At 62.6% G+C, this 13,033-nt stretch carries 12 protein-coding genes and 1 pseudogene; 5 read left to right on the top strand and 8 right to left on the bottom strand.

Annotated elements, in window-relative coordinates:
• Positions 1-8 precede the first annotated feature (8 nt).
• Entirely contained in the window at positions 9-1,298 is a 1,290-nt protein-coding gene (locus XH91_RS11245; protein ID WP_128950662.1) for a TRAP transporter large permease, read from the top strand.
• 37 nt (positions 1,299-1,335) lie between these two features.
• Here XH91_RS11245 and XH91_RS11240 read toward each other — a convergent pair whose 3' ends face one another.
• The 3 genes from XH91_RS11240 to XH91_RS11235 all read right to left on the bottom strand — a co-directional run bounded on the left by XH91_RS11240 (position 1,336) and on the right by XH91_RS11235 (position 3,263).
• Complete coding sequence (locus XH91_RS11240; RefSeq protein ID WP_128950661.1) at positions 1,336-2,064, bottom strand: Crp/Fnr family transcriptional regulator; 729 nt, start codon at positions 2,062-2,064, stop codon at positions 1,336-1,338.
• A 259-nt stretch (positions 2,065-2,323) separates the two neighbouring features.
• The gene (locus XH91_RS39875) at positions 2,324-2,449 is read right to left on the bottom strand and encodes a hypothetical protein (protein ID WP_283817325.1); all 126 of its coding nucleotides are present in this window, start codon (positions 2,447-2,449) and stop codon (positions 2,324-2,326) included.
• Positions 2,450-2,549: 100 nt separating this feature from the next.
• Positions 2,550-3,263, bottom strand: coding sequence for a Crp/Fnr family transcriptional regulator (locus XH91_RS11235; RefSeq protein WP_128950660.1), 714 nt, complete (start codon positions 3,261-3,263; stop codon positions 2,550-2,552).
• A 155-nt stretch (positions 3,264-3,418) separates the two neighbouring features.
• Between XH91_RS11235 and XH91_RS11230 the strand changes: the two genes are divergently transcribed.
• Positions 3,419-3,736 (top strand): c-type cytochrome, encoded by a 318-nt coding sequence (locus tag XH91_RS11230; protein WP_128954805.1) that lies wholly within the window; start codon positions 3,419-3,421, stop codon positions 3,734-3,736.
• An 11-nt stretch (positions 3,737-3,747) separates the two neighbouring features.
• Here the strand turns inward: XH91_RS11230 and XH91_RS11225 are convergent, their stop codons facing one another.
• Genes XH91_RS11225 through XH91_RS11215 form a run of 3 tightly spaced genes read right to left on the bottom strand, consistent with a single transcriptional unit; the run spans position 3,748 to position 6,764 of the window.
• The gene (locus tag XH91_RS11225; RefSeq protein ID WP_128950659.1) at positions 3,748-4,851 is read right to left on the bottom strand and encodes an ABC-type transport auxiliary lipoprotein family protein; all 1,104 of its coding nucleotides are present in this window, start codon (positions 4,849-4,851) and stop codon (positions 3,748-3,750) included.
• Between the two features lie 3 nt (positions 4,852-4,854).
• Positions 4,855-5,625: an ABC transporter ATP-binding protein gene (locus XH91_RS11220; RefSeq protein WP_164934123.1), complete on the bottom strand. Its 771-nt coding sequence runs from the start codon at positions 5,623-5,625 to the stop codon at positions 4,855-4,857.
• Between the two features lie 2 nt (positions 5,626-5,627).
• Positions 5,628-6,764 (bottom strand): ABC transporter permease, encoded by a 1,137-nt coding sequence (locus tag XH91_RS11215; RefSeq protein WP_128950657.1) that lies wholly within the window; start codon positions 6,762-6,764, stop codon positions 5,628-5,630.
• A gap of 168 nt (positions 6,765-6,932) precedes the next feature.
• On the opposite strand from XH91_RS11215, the gene XH91_RS11210 reads away from it, so the two are divergent.
• Both XH91_RS11210 and XH91_RS11205 read left to right on the top strand, forming a co-directional pair.
• Positions 6,933-7,208 (top strand): hypothetical protein, encoded by a 276-nt coding sequence (locus tag XH91_RS11210; protein ID WP_128950656.1) that lies wholly within the window; start codon positions 6,933-6,935, stop codon positions 7,206-7,208.
• Positions 7,209-7,697, top strand: coding sequence for a phage holin family protein (locus XH91_RS11205; RefSeq protein ID WP_128950655.1), 489 nt, complete (start codon positions 7,209-7,211; stop codon positions 7,695-7,697).
• A 9-nt stretch (positions 7,698-7,706) separates the two neighbouring features.
• On the opposite strand, the gene XH91_RS11200 is transcribed toward XH91_RS11205, so the two are convergent.
• Both XH91_RS11200 and XH91_RS11195 read right to left on the bottom strand, forming a co-directional pair.
• Positions 7,707-10,397, bottom strand: a complete 2,691-nt coding sequence (locus tag XH91_RS11200; protein ID WP_128950654.1) for a bifunctional acetate--CoA ligase family protein/GNAT family N-acetyltransferase — start codon at positions 10,395-10,397, stop codon at positions 7,707-7,709.
• Positions 10,398-10,468: 71 nt separating this feature from the next.
• Positions 10,469-11,301 (bottom strand): annotated as a pseudogene (locus XH91_RS11195) (universal stress protein).
• Positions 11,302-11,496: 195 nt separating this feature from the next.
• Here XH91_RS11195 and XH91_RS11190 point away from each other — a divergent pair.
• Positions 11,497-13,020, top strand: a complete 1,524-nt coding sequence (locus XH91_RS11190; protein WP_128950653.1) for a bifunctional aminoglycoside phosphotransferase/ATP-binding protein — start codon at positions 11,497-11,499, stop codon at positions 13,018-13,020.
• The last annotated feature ends 13 nt before the right edge of the window (positions 13,021-13,033 follow it).

The following is a 13,033-nucleotide window of genomic DNA, read 5'->3' as shown; positions in this document are numbered from 1 at the left end:
TCACCGCAATGGACATCTTCATCCTCCTCGGCACGATGATCGTGTGCTTCCTGATCGGCATGCCGATCGCCTATTCGCTGGCGATGGCAGCAATCGCCGGCGCGCTGTCGGTCGGCATTCCGCTGGAAGCCTTGATGCTGAAGATCTCGGACGGCGTCAGCAAAGTGGCGATGCTGACAATCCCGTTCTTCGTGCTCGCCGGCGCCATCATGGCCGAAGGCGGCATGGCGCGGCGACTGGTTGCCTTTGCCGACGTGCTGGTCGGCTTGACCCGCCTGCGCGGCGGACTGTCGATCGTCAACGTGCTGGCGACGACCTTCCTCAGCGGCATCTCCGGCTCGGCCGTGGCCGATACGTCGGCGATCGGCTCGGTGATGATCCCGCAGATGGAAAAGAACGGCTATCCGCGCGTGTTCGCCACCAACCTCACCATCTCCTCCTCGGTACAGGCGCTGCTGGTGCCGCCAAGCCACAATGCGGTGCTCTATTCGCTTGCCACCGGCGGCACGATCTCGATCAGCGCACTGTTCATGGCGGGCGTCTTCCCAGGACTGCTGATCGGCTTCTCGCTGATCATGCTGTGCCTGGTGATCGCCTATCGTGAAGGTCATCCGCAGGGCCGCACCGTGCCGGCCAAGGATGCCATCAAGATCACGATCGATGCGGCCTGGGGCCTGATCACGCTCGTCATCATCCTCGGCGGCATTCTGGGCGGCATCTTCACGGCGATCGAAGCCGGCGCGGTCGCCTGCATCTGGGCGTTCTTCGTCACCATGTTCGTCTACCGCGACTACAAATGGCGCGACCTGCCGGTGCTGCTGCATCGGACCTTGCGTACCGTCGCGATGGTGATGACGCTGATCGCCTGCGCTTCCGCCGTCGGCTACATCATGGCGCTGACACAGATGCCGGCGAAGATGACGGCGTTCTTCCTGTCGATCTCCAGCAACAAATACGTCATCCTGTTGCTGCTCAACGTCCTCTTGCTGCTGCTTGGCACATTGCTCGACATGGCGCCGTCGATCCTCATCGCCACGCCGATCCTGCTGCCAGTGATGCAGAATTTCGGCGTCGATCCCGTGCACTTCGGCATGATCATGCTGCTCAATCTCGGCATCGGCCTGTGCCATCCGCCCGTCGGCGCGATCCTGTTCGTCGGCTGCGCCGTCGGCAAGGTCTCGCTGGAAGAGGTCATGCGCAAGATCTGGCCGTTCTACGGCGTCATGCTGTTCGTGCTGATGCTCGTCACCTACCTGCCCGAGATCTCGCTCTGGCTGCCGCGTCACATCCTGCACTGAGCTGATCGCGCCGGTGCGTCACTTGACGGCGGGAAAGTCACTCGCCGTCGAGGCCGCTCTCGGCTAACTCGCGCAGCGCATCGGTGTCGAGCACGACGATGGCACCGTGCTCGAGGCGCACCCAGTTACGGCCGGCCCACGCACGCAATTGCTTGTTGATGCTCTCTCGTGTCATCCCCACCATTTCGCTGATCTCCTGCTGGGTGATCGCGAGGGTGCCGCTGCCGGAATCGAACTTGCGCTCCTCGGTGAGGCCAAGCAATGCGCTCGCGAGCCGGCCCGGCAGATTCTGCAAGATCACTTGCTCGACCTGCTGGCTGGTCCAGCGCAGCCGTGCGCAGAGCAATTCGATGAATTTCATCGCCAGCGCCGGCTGACTCTTCACAAACGGGAGAAAGTCGCGGCGGTCGATGATGTAGAGCTCGCAATTGGTGTTGGCAGTCGCATCGGCCGACCGTGGCGCACCATCGAGCACCGCGATCTCGCCGAAGATCTCTCCGGGACCGATCAAATTGAGAATGGCGTTGCGACCATCGGGCGACGAGGAGGAAATTTTCACCGTTCCAGTGATCACAGCGAACAGATTGTTTCCGGGGTCGCCCTTGGCGGCGATCGTCGCTCCGCGCTTGACCGTGGTATGCTTGGCATAGCGGCAGAGTTGATCGAGCGCGTCCGGCTCCAGATCCGCAAAGATCGGATGCTTGCGCAGGACCAACAGTTTGTTACCCGACGACTGCCGGGGGTCGCCGGTCTTGTCCTGAGGCACGCCGGGACTCCTGAGACTGCGAGCGCTGGAGTTCCTGCGTAGTCAGTGTTGCCGGTCTTTTCAACCGGAAAGCACGGGACAGTTTGATGCAACTGCCCTTAAAATGCCGCGGTGGCACCACTAATTCGCACCTGCAGGGTGCGCCGGCGCGCTTCAGACCATGCAAAGTTGCAGAGACGGCAGATCACCATAGAGCGCGAGCACGGCGGAGCAGGACGACCGCCACCGTGGGAGGCGCATCCAAATGATCTCGGGAACTTCAGCGCTTGGTATCCGAACTGTGCCCGCCAGCACTGGTCTGTCGGTCCGCCCAGGCCAGCGCCCAAGCAAATGCGACAAAGACGGCCACAACGGCCATGGTCACCAGCAGCGCGTCAGTCGGCATTATGCCCTCCCGGACTTTGTTTGGGGCATTATTGGCGAGGCGCGAATGACGTCATTGATCCGGATCAAAAATCAGCGAGGGCCCCCGGCACGGGCGGGATTCACGCCGCGGCCAAGGCCTCGACCCGAGCGGGGTCGCGCAAACTGATTCCGCCATGGATGATCTCGATCGCCCCGTGTCGTTCCAGCTTAGTGAAGGTACGGCTGACGGTTTCGATGGTCAGACCAAGATAATCCGCAATGTCCTGCCGGCTCATCGGCAAAGGGACCGTATTCGACGAGCCCTTGAGCGAGACCAGTCGCTCCCGCCAGCCGAGCAGAAAGGTCGCGACCTTTTCATCCGCCGAGCGACGACCGAGCAGAACCATGTGGTCGCGCGCCTGGCTCAGCTCGCGAATCGCCAGCTCGTTGATTCGCTTCAGCAGATGCGGGCGGCCTTCCATGAAGCGGCCGAACGGTGCCTTGGCGAATTGGCACACGGTCACGGCACCGATCGCATCGGCCGAAAAATTGTGGCGCCCGGAGGTATTCATCCCCAGGAAATCGCCGGGCAACGCAAAGCCCACGATCTGCCGGCGACCGTCAGGCAGCAGCTTGTATAGCCGCATCACCCCTTCGAGAAGGTTGTAGAATGAGGTCGTGATATCCTCCTCGGAAAACACTGTCTCTCCCGCCCCGAAATGAACGCGGCGCCCGAGATGCTCGAATTCCTTGAGTTCAGCCGGGTCCAGTGACGCACAAACCGCGATGCCGCGGACCGCGCAGTCGCTGCAAAAATGACCGTTTGGCTCAATCATCGTCATGGAAGCCTTCATCCACCGCTCCAGGCGTCTCCGAGTCTCCGAACCTGACAGAGGTCCACCGCGCTGACTGCATTTTACTGCAACCGGCCAGAGCCGATTGACCCAGATCAAATTTGACGCCCAACCCAGCCCTATTCTGCCTTGAGAGTTCAATGGGACCGATTTCCATGCTGCAGACCGCGCTGCGCCACGGCCTGATTGGGCTGTTCCTGATCACTCCCGCGCTCGCCGCGCCGACCGCCGAACAGCGCGGCAAGGCCTACGCGCGCGCCAATTGCGCGCGCTGCCACGCGATCGACCGTCGCTCGGAAAGCCCGCTCAAGATCGCTCCGCCGTTCAGGACCTTGCACCAGCGCTACGCGATCGATTCCCTCGAGGAAGCGCTCGCCGAAGGTATCTATACCGGTCACGCCGACATGCCCGCCTTCGAGCTCGAGCCTGAGCAGATCCATGACCTGCTGTCCTATCTCAAGACGCTCGAGTAGCTCCGGAAGCATCACACCGCCTGCACCGTCCAGCCGATCAGCTCTCTTGCGATCCGTGCGAAAGCTGCGTCGAACGCCGTAACCGCGGCAGCTGGCTCAACCTTGTCCAGCTTCTCGCTGGTCTCGACCAGGCGGGATGCGATCGCCTTGCCATTCTTGTCGACAATCCGTGCCGACAGCCCGATTTCGACCCGCGGCTCCCCCTCGGTGGCAATGCGGAAACGCCTAATGTCGATTAGAAGCTGATATTCCGCCTGCCCTAAGTCCGCCGTCCGCAACGGAGCATGCGCGATATCGTAATTCTCGAAGCCATCGATCAGCCGCGCCTGCACCAGCTTTGGAATGCTGTCGGCCCACAGGAAGTCAGCGAAGCCTTTGATGTCGCCAACCGGCGAGAACAGCATGCGCTGCGTCTGAAGCATCGCCACCGCGGTCGGTTCGGGAATGGCCAGCGATGCCGAGAGTGTCTTTCCGACCTGTCCGAGATCTTGCGGCGTGCGGAGATCATAGGTGATCTTCTGTGCAGGCGCGCCGCCGCCGGTCATTTTTTCGAGGCCCGCCAGGATGCCGTCGATCTTACCTGCGTTGCGCGCAAGGCCGTCCGAAAACGTCCTGAAATTGGCGATGGTGTCCTTAAGTGGGCCGGAATTGTCCTCAAGCACGGAATCAACGCGCCGCAGCGCGCCGCGCGCCGCCTGCGTCATGCTCTGGCCCGCGCCAGCCTCGGCGATCAAAGTCAGGGGCTCGCCAGACTTCGCGAGGATCATGCCGCCCTCCAGCGTCACGACCGGCACGCCCGTGAGCCCCTGGAAATCAAGCCCGACCTTGGTGTCGGCGCGCACCGGCGTTGCCGAAGCGACCGAGATCGTCGCGTTGACGAAGCGCGGATTGTCGGGCGCAAGGCCAAGCTGGGCCACCTCCCCGACGCGGATGCCGTTGAACAGCACGCCGGCACCGACCAGAAGACCCGGCACCGGCCCCTGGAATTGCACATGGTAACTGGTGCGCGGGCCAATCCCACCGCTGTTGTTCAGCCAATAGACGAAGCCGAAAACCGCGAGGATCGCGGCCAGCACGAAGGTGCCGATCAACACGTAGGGAGCGCGGGTTTCCATGTCTCATCTCATCTGTGGTTGCAGCATCTGCGAGCGCTTGCCGTGGAAATAGGCCCGCACCCAGGGATGCTCGGATTGCAGCAGGTCGCGCATCGGGCCGATCGCCACGATCCTGCCATCGGCAAGCGCGGCGACACGGTCGCAAACCGTGGTGAGGCTTGCGAGATCATGGGTCACCATGAAGACGGTGAGCCCGAGAGTCTTTTGCAACGTCCGGATCAACGCATCGAAATCGCCCGCGGCGATCGGATCGAGACCGGAGGTCGGCTCGTCGAGGAAGAGGATCGGTGGATCGAGCGCGAGCGCACGCGCCAGCGCCACGCGCTTGGTCATTCCGCCCGACAGTTCGGACGGATATTTGTCGCCATCCTGGGCGCGCAACCCAACCATCTCGAGCTTGGCGATCGCGATCTCGTCCATCAGCTCCTGTGACAACACGAGATTTTCGCGAAGCGGAAATTGCACGTTCTGCCTGACGGTCAGCGAGGAGAACAGCGCGCCCTGCTGGAAAAGGATGCCCCATGTCGCTGCGCGGCTGCGATCATGCGGGCCGCCGATCGGCTGTCCCATGACTTCGATGGTGCCGCTGCGACGCGGGATAAGACCGATAATGGTACGCATCAGCACCGACTTGCCGCCGCCAGATGCGCCCACCAGCCCAAGAATCTCGCCGCGGCGGACATCGAGCGAGAGATGGTCGAGCACGGTCTGACGGCCGAAACCAACCACGAGATCGTGGACCCGGATCGCGAACTCCGCTTGCGGCTCGGACATCGTCACATTCCAATCGACGCGAAGAAGATCGCAAACAGGCCGTCCAGTACGATCACCAGGAAGATCGACTTGACCACCGATGTCGTCGTCTGCCGACCAAGCGATTCCGCGCTCCCCTTGACGCGCAATCCTTCGCTGCAGGCGACGATCCCGATCACCAGCGCCATGAACGGCGCCTTCAGGATCCCCACCTCGAAATGGGTCACGGAAATGGCCTCATGCAGCCGCGCGATGAAGATCGCCGGCCCCATGTCGCCGTAGAATTGTGCAACCAGACCGCCGCCATAGAGCGCGGCCATTGATCCGATGAAGGCGAGAATGGGCAGTGCGATGACCAGAGCAGCCACGCGCGGCAAGATCAGGACGTCGACGGGATCGAGTCCCATGGTCGCCAGCGCGTCGATTTCTTCACGCATTTTCATCGAGCCGAGCTCGGCGGTATAGGCGCTTCCCGATCGTCCGGCGACCATGATGGCGACGATCAGTACGCCGAGCTCGCGCAAGACAAGGATGCCGACCATGTCGACTGTGTAGGACTCCGCGCCGAACCTGCGGAAATGAAAGAATCCCTGCTGGGCGATGATCGCGCCGATCAGGAAGGTGATCAGGACGACGATTGGAATCGCCTGCAACCCGATCCGGTTGAGCTGGTAGACCAGCGACGTCAGACGCAGCGAGCGGGGCCGCCGTAAGACGCCGACCACTGCCACGAACAGGGCGCCCAGCATTTGCAGAAAGACCGCGATATCTTCGCGGGCACCGATCGTGGCCTTGCCGAGGTCGTTCAGCCTTAGCAGGACGGGGTTGGAGGCGGCCGCTGGCGGCGCCGTGTGATGATTGACCTGCCGCACTTCCTCCAGCAGCCCGCTGAAATGATCGGCCACACCCACGATCTCGGCTGGCCTGCCGGAGGACGCAACCCTGCGCGACATCTTCTCCAGGATCCAGGCACCGAGCGTATCGAGGGCCGTGATGCCCGACATGTCCAGCGTCACGGCTCTGGATCGATCGACCTCTGCGCCGACCGAGCGGGACAATGTCTCGAGCGTCGTCACATTCGCCGCCGTCCAGGGCCCTTCCGGGCGCAATCTTAGAACGTCGCCAGACGGCGTCGCCAGCAACAGCGGTTCCGGGTTCACGCTTCCACCTCATCGGGACAATCTGGTCCCATTCAGCTGTTGTTTCTATGCCAGCATGTGACGGAGGATTTGACCTGTCTCAAGACCACGCGCGCCGCTTGACGCAAATCAAGCGCGTCCACACCGGCGCGACTTAGGCTCATTTCATTCAATGGAGACATCAAATCCATGTTCGACAGCGACAGGATGAGCGAAGAACTGCGAACGTTGAAGGTGGACGTCGCCCGGCTGCTGAGCACGGCTGGCGAGCAGATGTTCGAGAGTTCGAAGGACCGTGCGGAGATCCTCGCTGATCAGATCAAGGCGGCGCTGGCCGAACTCGGCGAAACCGTCAGCGAGGAGCAGGAGCAGCTCCATGACTTGATCACGGAGCGCCCGGTCGCCTCACTCGCTTCCGCCTTTGCGCTCGGCGTCGTGGTCGGCTTCATGCTGAGGAGGCATTAAGTGAATACCGAGAATGTGGTCAAGCATCTGCGCGCCTTGTGGCGCACCGACAGGATCATCGCGGATATCCGACTGCGACACCTGCTGGTCGGGCTTGGGATGCGGGCCTTCGCGGCACTGATCGCCGCATTTGGTCTGCTGATGCTGGAGTTGTCGGCCTACTTCGCCCTTGTCCAGATCTGGAGTGCGATCGCCGCGGCGGCCATCCTCGGAGCGATCAATTTCGCCATCGCTGCGGTCCTGTTCATCTTCGCCGGGCGCCCGCCGTCAGGCCGCGACATCGAGCTTGCCAATGAAATCCACGACACATCGATCGAGGCCCTTCAAGTCGAAGCCCGGGCGTTTCAGACCCAATTGACGGGCGCGGTCCATCATCCGCTCAACACGATCGTGCCGGTGCTGGTGCCGCTCATCGCGATCATCGTCAAGAACATGCGGAAGACCGCCAAAGAGAGTGCAGCAGACGTAACGTCCGATGCGCGTTCGTAGCGACGCGCCTTAGAGATTCAGCCGTACGTCGCAGATATCAGGCTCGGTCGGATCGGGCTTGATCTCGAAGCCGAGCTGACGGCACATCTCGAGCATAACGACGTTCTCCTTGAGCACGTCACCCGAGATGCTCTTGAGGCCTTCCGATTTGGCATAGTCGATGATCAGCTGCATCAAAGCCCAGCCGAGACCCCTGCCCTTGAGGTCGGACCGCAGCAGTATCGCGTATTCGCCTCTCTCGTAGATCGAGTCCGAGTGCAATCGCACCACTCCGACCATCTCGTTGCTGTCATCGAAAGCAATGAACGCCATGGCCCGCGCATAGTCGAGCTGGGTCAGCCGCGCGATGAACTCATGGGTAAACTCCTTCATCGGCGCGAAGAATCGCAAGCGAAGATCGTGAGGCGTGACGTGGCGCAGGAATTTGTGAATGGTCGGCTCGTCCTCGGGACGCAAGGGCCGCACCGAGATGTGCCAGCCGTCCTTGAGCGTAAGGCGACGCTCCCATTGCGACGGATAGGCGCGGACGGCAAAATTCGCAGGCCCCGAGCCCGCGAATTTCCGTTGCGGCGGCCCCACGGCCACGCGCGCATCGACGGCCGTCACGCCGGACTCATCAGCGAGAAGCGGGTTGATATCGAGCTCATGGATCTCGGGAACATCTGCCACCATCTGCGCCAGCTTGACCAGGACCAGAGCGACGGCGTCCTGCTTGACGGCCGGCACGTCCCGGTAGGCACGCAGCAATCGCGACACCCGTGTGTGCTCAATCAGATCACGGGCAAGCTGTAAATCAAGCGGCGGCAGCGCAAGAGCCTTGTCATTGATGATCTCTACCGCCGTCCCACCGCGGCCGAACACGACGACGGCGCCGAAAGTTGGATCATCGGCGAGACCCAAGATCAGCTCACGCGCCTTGGCCTTGACGACCATCGCCTGCACAATGATGCCATCAATGCGGGCTTCGGGCCGCAATGTCTTCGCCCGCGCGATAATATCGACGGCGGCCGCGCGTACTGCTTCCGTCGTTGTTAGATTAAGAACGACACCGCCGACGTCGGACTTGTGCAGGATGTCGCGCGACATAACTTTGAGCACGACGGTGGCGCCTCGCGCGAATATCCCTTCCGCATATCCGATCGCCTCCTCGACATTTTCAGCCGCATAGGTCGGCACCATGGCGATGTCATAACAGCCAAGCAGGTGCTTGATCTCGACGGGCTCCAGCCATTTGCGTCCGTCAGAGATGGCCGTCGTGACGATCTGCTTCGCAGCGGCGATGTCGGGCACGAATGAGTCGGGCATCGCCGGGGGAACCTGACTCAACTCGTCGACCACCTCGCGATGCCGGACCATGTGCATGAAGCCGCGCACCGCATCATCTTCAGTCGGATAGTTCGGAATGCCGGCGGCGGACAGCGTCGCGGTGATCTCCTGATCAGCCCCGACCCAGGCCGCAAGCACGGGCTTGGCCCAACTGCGGTGCTTCTCGCGATATTTTCCGATGAGCTCGGTCACGGTCGTCGCGATCTGAGCGGCCGATGCGATCGCAGTCTGCACGTTGAGCACCAGGACCGCATCATTGCCGGGATCTTCGAGTAGCACTTCGAGCGCTGCCGCGTAACGCGGCGCATCCGCGTCGCCGACGATGTCGACGGGATTTGCGCCTGACCAGGCCGGCGGCAGCACCGCGTCGAGCCGTCGGCGCGTCTCCGCTGTCATCGGCGCAGGAATTCCGCCGAGGTCCGCGAGCCGATCAACCGCGAGAACGCCGATGCCGCCCCCATTCGTCAGAATCGCAAGGCGCTTTCCCGCGGGCGACCCGACCCGGCCCAGGGTCTCGGCACAATCGAACAGCTCGCGTAGATCGGATACCCGAAGGACGCCGGCGCGGCGGAAGGCCGCATCATAGACCGCGTCGGCGCCAGCGAGCGCACCTGTATGTGTGGCCGCCGCTTTCGCCCCCTGCGCCAGGCGGCCGGACTTGACGACAACGACCGGCTTCACGCGCGCGGCGGCACGCGCCGCCGACATGAATTTTCGCGCGTCCTTGATGGACTCGATGTAGAGCAGGATCGCCCGCGTCTTGTGGTCCATCGCGAAATAATCGAGCAGATCCGCGATGTCGACGTCGACCTGATCGCCGATCGTGACGATGCCCGAGAAGCCCACGCCACGTTGCGTGGCCCAGTCCACCATGCCGGCCGCGATCGCGCCCGATTGCGAGATCAGCGCAAGGTTGCCTGCCGCCGGCATATGAGCCGCGAAGCTCGCATTGAGGCTTGTGCCGGGCATCATGATGCCGAGACAGTTGGGGCCGATCAACCGCATGCCGTATCTGCGAGCGGCGGCGATGGAGGCCGCCTCAAGCGATCCCGGTCCGTGGCCGAGCCCCGCTGAAACGATCAGGGCGCCGGCCGAGCCAAGACGGCCGGCCTGATCGATGATGTCGGGAATCGCGCCTGCCGGCGCGGTGACGACGATGAGTTCAGGTACGAAGGACAGTTGCGCCAGGCTGCTCACCGCGGCCATGCCGTCGATCGCCGCGTGGCGCGGGTTCACCAGGCCGAACGGCCCCTTGAACTCCGCCTTGCGAATGTTCTGCAGGACCGCGCGCCCGACGGAAACCGGACGGGAGCTTGCACCGACCAGCGCGACAGACTGGGGCGACAGCAGATTCTTCAGGCGGTAAGTCGACATGATCACAATTGTCCGATCGGGCAACGGGTCCGACAGCTAGGATGCTACCCCGGATATGGGTTGAAACGCAGCTAGTGCGACATCATCACCCAGCATGGTGGCTGGCCGATGACCGTCTTGGTCACGCCGCCCCAGACGGTCTCGTTCAGGCGCGAATGGTGATAGGCGCCCATGACGATGGCGTCGACGGCATGGGATTGCGCCCAGCTCCCCAGCACCTTGCCGATCGAGCTCCCGCCCTCCTGCACCGTTTCGAAGGATGCATAAATGCCGTGTTCCCGGAGATGATGGACGAGACTGTGGCCAGATTGCGTGATCGCTGCGGCCTCATATCCGCTACGGTGATCACACGCACTAAAGCGGCGGCTTGCAGGATCGGCAATGCGTCGCCGACCGCGCGCGCAGCTCGCGCCGAATGGTCCCAAGCGATCATGACGCTCTCAAACTCCGGCCGCAGCGTCTCCACATGTTGCTCCGGACAGAGCAACAGGGGTCGGCCAGATTGGAACAGGAACGTTTCGACGATGTTTTCGGTTCGGCTGTCATGCGGCTTCACAGGGATCAAGGTGAGGTCGCTGAAGCGCGCTTGCGCGGCCAAGGTCAACGCGATCTGGTCGGCCGACACGCCGGCCGATCGGCTTTGGGCGCGAATGCCGGCACGCGAAGCTGCATTGGTGAACGCGTTCAGAAGCTGCTGCATGTTGCTCGCTTCGCGCGCGCGTTCCACGGGCCCGGGATCATCGGGGAACACCACCTTCGGCCGCACGAAGGCATCGTCTTCGAGCGCGAGCGCGGTGATCCTGGCGCCGAGATCGGCAGCAACGGCGACGCACTTCTCGATCGCGGCAAGCGTAGGATCGCGCGGCTCGCCAAACAGCGGCAGAAAGACGTCCTTGATGGGCATCGAATTCTCCTTGCCGCTCAGGATAGGCCGCCCTTGCTCCGGTCGCTTGATCCTCCTCAAGCCGGGAAAACTCGGCTCTGCCAGCCGACGCCAGTCCTTGACGGAAGTCAAGGACTGGTCGCACTCCCCGGTTAAGAGTTACGTTGGTTTGCGGCCGGACCGCTTGGGACGCCCATCAGCAAGATGCCGGCAGGAATGACAGACTATTCTGCGACCCAGGAGCGGATTTTCTCGGCACTGACCGCGCATGCTGGTGCGAAGCGGATCGACACGCATGCTGCTTCGGTCTTCCTCGATGGGTCCCGCGCGCTGAAAATCAAGCGGGCGGTCAAGTTTCCGTTCCTCGACTATTCAACACTCGAAAAACGCAAAGCGGCCTGCGAAGAGGAACTCCGGATCAATCGGCCGCATGCGCCACAGATCTATCATCGCGTCGTGGCCATCACAGAAGAACCGGACGGTTCGGTGAAAGTCGACGGCCGCGGCCGGCCGATCGAGTATGCCGTCCACATGTCACGTTTCGACGAGAACCGCACGCTGGACCATTTGGCGAAAGCCGGACAGTTCGATGCGAGCCTTGCATCGTCCATCGCCGATGCGATCGCGGCATCGCATGCGGCAGTGACTTCCGCTCAGGGTGAGGCATGGGTTTCCTCAATCCCGGAGCTGATCGACGGAAACAGCAACGGCCTGCGCAGCGGCGATCATGCCCCAGCCGCGGAGATCGAGCAGCTTGCAACTGACTCGCACAGAACGTTCCAGCGTATTCGTCCACTTCTCGAACAACGCGCACGCCAGGGTTTCGTCCGCCGTTGCCACGGCGACCTGCATCTTGCGAATATCGTGTTGATCGAACAACAGCCTGTGCTGTTCGACGCGATCGAGTTCGACGAGAAGATGGCGACCGTCGACGTGCTCTACGATCTCGCATTCGCACTCATGGATCTGTTGCACCATGATCAGCCTCTGGCAGCCAACGTCGTCCTGAACCGGTATCTTGCCGCCACTCCGTCCGAAAATCTCGACGCGCTCGGCGCGCTGCCGCTGTTCATGTCCATTCGCGCGGCAATTCGCGCCCAGGTGGCGCTGGCGCGGCTGACACCGTCGCACCCCGACGATGCCGGCATTCTTGACGAGGCACGCCGCTATTTCGACCTGGCCCGGACGCTGATCCGGCCTTCTGCTCCCCGTTTGGTCGCTGTGGGTGGACTGTCCGGCACCGGCAAAACGGTTCTGGCGCACGCACTCGCGCCGACCGTAGCGCCGCAGCCGGGCGCCGTCGTGTTGCGCAGCGATGTCATACGCAAGCAGCTATTCGGGGTCGCAGACACGGACCGGCTGCCACCATCCGCCTACACGCCCGAGCTTGCCGAGCGGGTTTACGCGACCTTGGCCGAGCGCGCCCGCCGTGTATTGATTCAGGGCCATTCGGTGATCGTCGACGGCGTGTTCGCCCGGGATTTCGAACGAGACGCGTGCGTCAAGCTGGCCCGGGATTGCAGCGTGCTTTTCACCGGCCTTTTCCTGGTCACGGATCTTGCGACCCGGCAAGCCCGAATCGGCGGCCGCCGCAACGATGCATCGGATGCCACGCAAGAGGTTGCCGCGTTGCAAGAGCAATATAATATCGGCCAGATCGGTTGGGCGACCATCGACGCATCCGGAACGCAAGCGCAAACGCTCCAGAACTGCCGGGACGCGATCGCTAAGGGCTGGTAAGGCAATCTGATTG

Origin of the sequence: Bradyrhizobium guangzhouense, assembly GCF_004114955.1 — a bacterium.
Classification (GTDB): Bacteria; Pseudomonadota; Alphaproteobacteria; order Rhizobiales; family Xanthobacteraceae; genus Bradyrhizobium; species Bradyrhizobium guangzhouense.
This window is presented reverse-complemented; position numbering and strand designations above follow the sequence as displayed.

Bases quoted from the DNA above. Each gene is read 5' to 3' on its own strand.
- XH91_RS11200 (WP_128950654.1), bottom strand. From the start codon at position 10,397: ATGTCGACTTACCGCCTGAAGAATCTGCTGTCGCCCCAGTCTGTCGCG.
- XH91_RS11220 (WP_164934123.1), bottom strand. From the start codon at position 5,625: ATGTCCGAGCCGCAAGCGGAGTTCGCGATCCGGGTCCACGATCTCGTG.
- XH91_RS39875 (WP_283817325.1), bottom strand. From the start codon at position 2,449: ATGCCGACTGACGCGCTGCTGGTGACCATGGCCGTTGTGGCCGTCTTT.
- XH91_RS11235 (WP_128950660.1), bottom strand. From the start codon at position 3,263: ATGAAGGCTTCCATGACGATGATTGAGCCAAACGGTCATTTTTGCAGC.
- XH91_RS11190 (WP_128950653.1), top strand. From the start codon at position 11,497: ATGACAGACTATTCTGCGACCCAGGAGCGGATTTTCTCGGCACTGACC.
- XH91_RS11210 (WP_128950656.1), top strand. From the start codon at position 6,933: ATGTTCGACAGCGACAGGATGAGCGAAGAACTGCGAACGTTGAAGGTG.
- XH91_RS11245 (WP_128950662.1), top strand. From the start codon at position 9: ATGGACATCTTCATCCTCCTCGGCACGATGATCGTGTGCTTCCTGATC.
- XH91_RS11225 (WP_128950659.1), bottom strand. From the start codon at position 4,851: ATGGAAACCCGCGCTCCCTACGTGTTGATCGGCACCTTCGTGCTGGCC.
- XH91_RS11230 (WP_128954805.1), top strand. From the start codon at position 3,419: ATGCTGCAGACCGCGCTGCGCCACGGCCTGATTGGGCTGTTCCTGATC.